The organism is Photobacterium sp. OFAV2-7 (assembly GCF_022347985.1).
Taxonomy (GTDB): domain Bacteria; phylum Pseudomonadota; class Gammaproteobacteria; order Enterobacterales; family Vibrionaceae; genus Photobacterium.
The window spans coordinates 1-2,652 of the sequence record NZ_JAKRFQ010000745.1; the positions used below are offsets into that span (position 1 = coordinate 1).

General features: G+C 45.4%; 3 protein-coding genes. 1 reads left to right on the forward strand and 2 read right to left on the reverse strand.

Annotation, left to right across the window (positions count from 1 at the left end; genetic code table 11):
* Positions 1 to 703 (reverse strand): ABC transporter substrate-binding protein (locus tag MHN01_RS23905; RefSeq protein ID WP_239413856.1); only part of this gene is annotated, 703 nt, incomplete at its 3' end.
* Positions 704 to 778: 75 nt separating this feature from the next.
* On the reverse strand, positions 779 to 1,282 hold the full coding sequence (locus tag MHN01_RS23910; RefSeq protein WP_239413858.1) for a hypothetical protein: 504 nt from the start codon (positions 1,280 to 1,282) through the stop codon (positions 779 to 781).
* Positions 1,283 to 1,638: 356 nt separating this feature from the next.
* Between MHN01_RS23910 and MHN01_RS23915 the strand changes: the two genes are divergently transcribed.
* The gene (locus tag MHN01_RS23915; RefSeq protein ID WP_239413860.1) at positions 1,639 to 2,550 is read left to right on the forward strand and encodes a WYL domain-containing protein; all 912 of its coding nucleotides are present in this window, start codon (positions 1,639 to 1,641) and stop codon (positions 2,548 to 2,550) included.
* The last annotated feature ends 102 nt before the right edge of the window (positions 2,551 to 2,652 follow it).

Below are 2,652 nucleotides of genomic sequence, written 5' to 3' on the forward strand. Positions count from 1 at the left end.
TGGCTTCTTTAAAACTGGCCTGAAAGCTCGTTACTGACGGGAACACATAATGAAACGTCGCTTCATCCGCTGCGTAGCCTAACGCTTTGGTGAAGTAGGTAAAAATACTCCTATCAATCACTGCGATACGGTTATTGCCCTGCCAGAAAATTCGGACCTGATCTGCCTGATCGGCAACCTCGATATAGTTCTCCCGCTCCGGCGACTGAGGTGAGTACAGTTGCTCGAATGCATCCCCTAATTCCAAGTACGCATTCTGCCAGGTCAATACCAAGTGACCTTTCAAGTCAGCCACCTGTTCAATCTCTTTACTACTGGCTTTTTTACTCACAGCAACATTGGCGAAAGTAATGAAATGATCAGAGTAAAATACCCCGCTATCATCCTCTAAGACACCAACACCCACATCTGCAATCCCTTTCTGAACCGCGGTCTGGATCTCGCCAAAAGGCATCTGTACAAAACGAATGTCATAACCATCCAGCGCCAACTTGATGATATCGACCTGCAATCCACTTATCGCCTGGTTAATAACATAGGGAGGCATATCGACTGAAATCGCCACAGAAAGTGGAGGCTTTGCTGCAAGTGATTGTGAACCAAACACTATCGAAATTGAAATCACTAACAGCTTGATAAAGTTACGAGCTTTCCTGAATGTAACTAATAGTGAAGTAGTTATTCGTTGCACTGTAGCCATCATTACAGACTCCCGGCAGGATGAACTGAAAGGTATTATGAAGTGTAACACCTGCTCGGGAAGTGGGAGGGCTTTTGATCAGGCAACACCCAGCATCGCATCACTACAGCAATCGCAAACCTGCTCACTGTTCAGATACCCTGCAGGACGAATCTTGTTGCAGCTTACGCACTGCCTAAAAATGTCGTCGTTACTGAGTGTCTCAAGCAGCATATGAATTGCGTCAAGTATGTCATCACACCGGAATGTGCCAACCGTTTGCCAGCGGTGAACCGGTTTATGATTATCCTGAATAACGGTGCAGAGCTTCAGGCTAATCGGCTTAAAGTTTTGATCATTACAAGCCACCCTTGTGCATGGGGAATCGACATTGAAAAAATCAATAGGCATGTAAGAGCCCATGCAAATATAAGGATAATGGCCATTGAGATCATCAAGTGACAGATACTTTTCTCGCTTTATTCCTTGTTCCAGCATCAGGCTCTCGATATATACCAATGCACCTTGCCTCAAGTTGTCATCGAGACTTACCAAGCCCTGAAGCATTACACCATACGCTTGCGTAAGCTGTTTTGTTGTCAATATCACTTTTTACCACTACCTAATCTGCTGTGTTCGCTGTTCTGATGACATAGACGTAACTGTCTACACGCCACACTGCTAATCACTCACACTGCAATATTTCTCATTCACTCGCCTATTCTCCATAAACAAGATAACTTTTCACTATTGCTTTAGCCTTTATTTCAATTACTTCGACGGCATCGATTGCTATTTGATACCTGACGACACTCTGTGCATATTTACGCTGCGGTCCAGTTCAAAATCGACTAAACAACGAACAAACGTAATAAAAAAGGGCAATGCTGGTTTCAGGTCTTGCATCTACTTATTTTCGGTATATATTAGTCTGCATATGGAATACTGGATAAATAACCATGTCTTTACATCAACACGATCACATTATGGATATCACCAAGAAACTGGATGCCATTGGTTCGGCACAACGCGAACGGCTTGCCTTCATTGACTTTGCACTCTATTTCCTGGGGGAGGTCACCCGTAAGGATCTAATTGATCGCTTTGCTGTCGGGCATGCTGCTACAACACGCGACTTCGCATTGTATAAAGAGATAGCGTCTGACAACCTGAAATTGGATATGCGCTCAAAGAAGTATTACAAGCAGCCAGCATTCATTCCACTGTTTAATCTGGATCTCAAGAAAACTCTTGCTACCGTATCGCTGGGCTACGGCGATGGCTTTTCTGGTTTCCAGGAGTTTCCGATCAGCTGCGAATCACCTGAATCACTGACTATACCGAAAACGGCAATTATGGCGGTGCTGTGTGAGGGTATTTATCGCAACAAAGCAGTTGAAGTGGAGTACATCTCGACGTCCAGCGGAAAGGGTCGACGTGAGATTGTACCACACAGCCTGGTTGATTCTGGTAACCGTTGGCATGTCCGCTCTTATGATCGCAAGAACGCACGGTTTATGGATGTCGTTTGCAACAGGGTTGTATCAGCACGCATTATTGACGAATCGCCAGCCAACCATGAGCTAGCGAGCGAAGATCGTCAGTGGCAAAAATTTATCGAGCTCGAACTGATCCCCCACCCTCAGCAGGATAACCCTGAAGCCATTGAACTTGATTACGAAATGAAAGATGGCAAAAGAATCATCGAAGCGCGTGCTGCGCTCGCCGGATACCTTCTGCGCAAGTGGGAGGTCGACTGCAGCAAAGACGGCAAGTTACACAAATGTGTTGGTTATCAGTTGGCGTTGGCAAATCCGCAGGCGCTATACCAGGTTAACAGCGCTATGCTAGCTCCAGGTTATGAGGCTTAGTCGAAGCTGGGTGGTAAGATCAATAATGCCCTGTTTGTTTACACCAACAATCAGGGCAATTTAAATCATTTTGAAGCAACGGTTCAGCGAGTTCGAGAATCA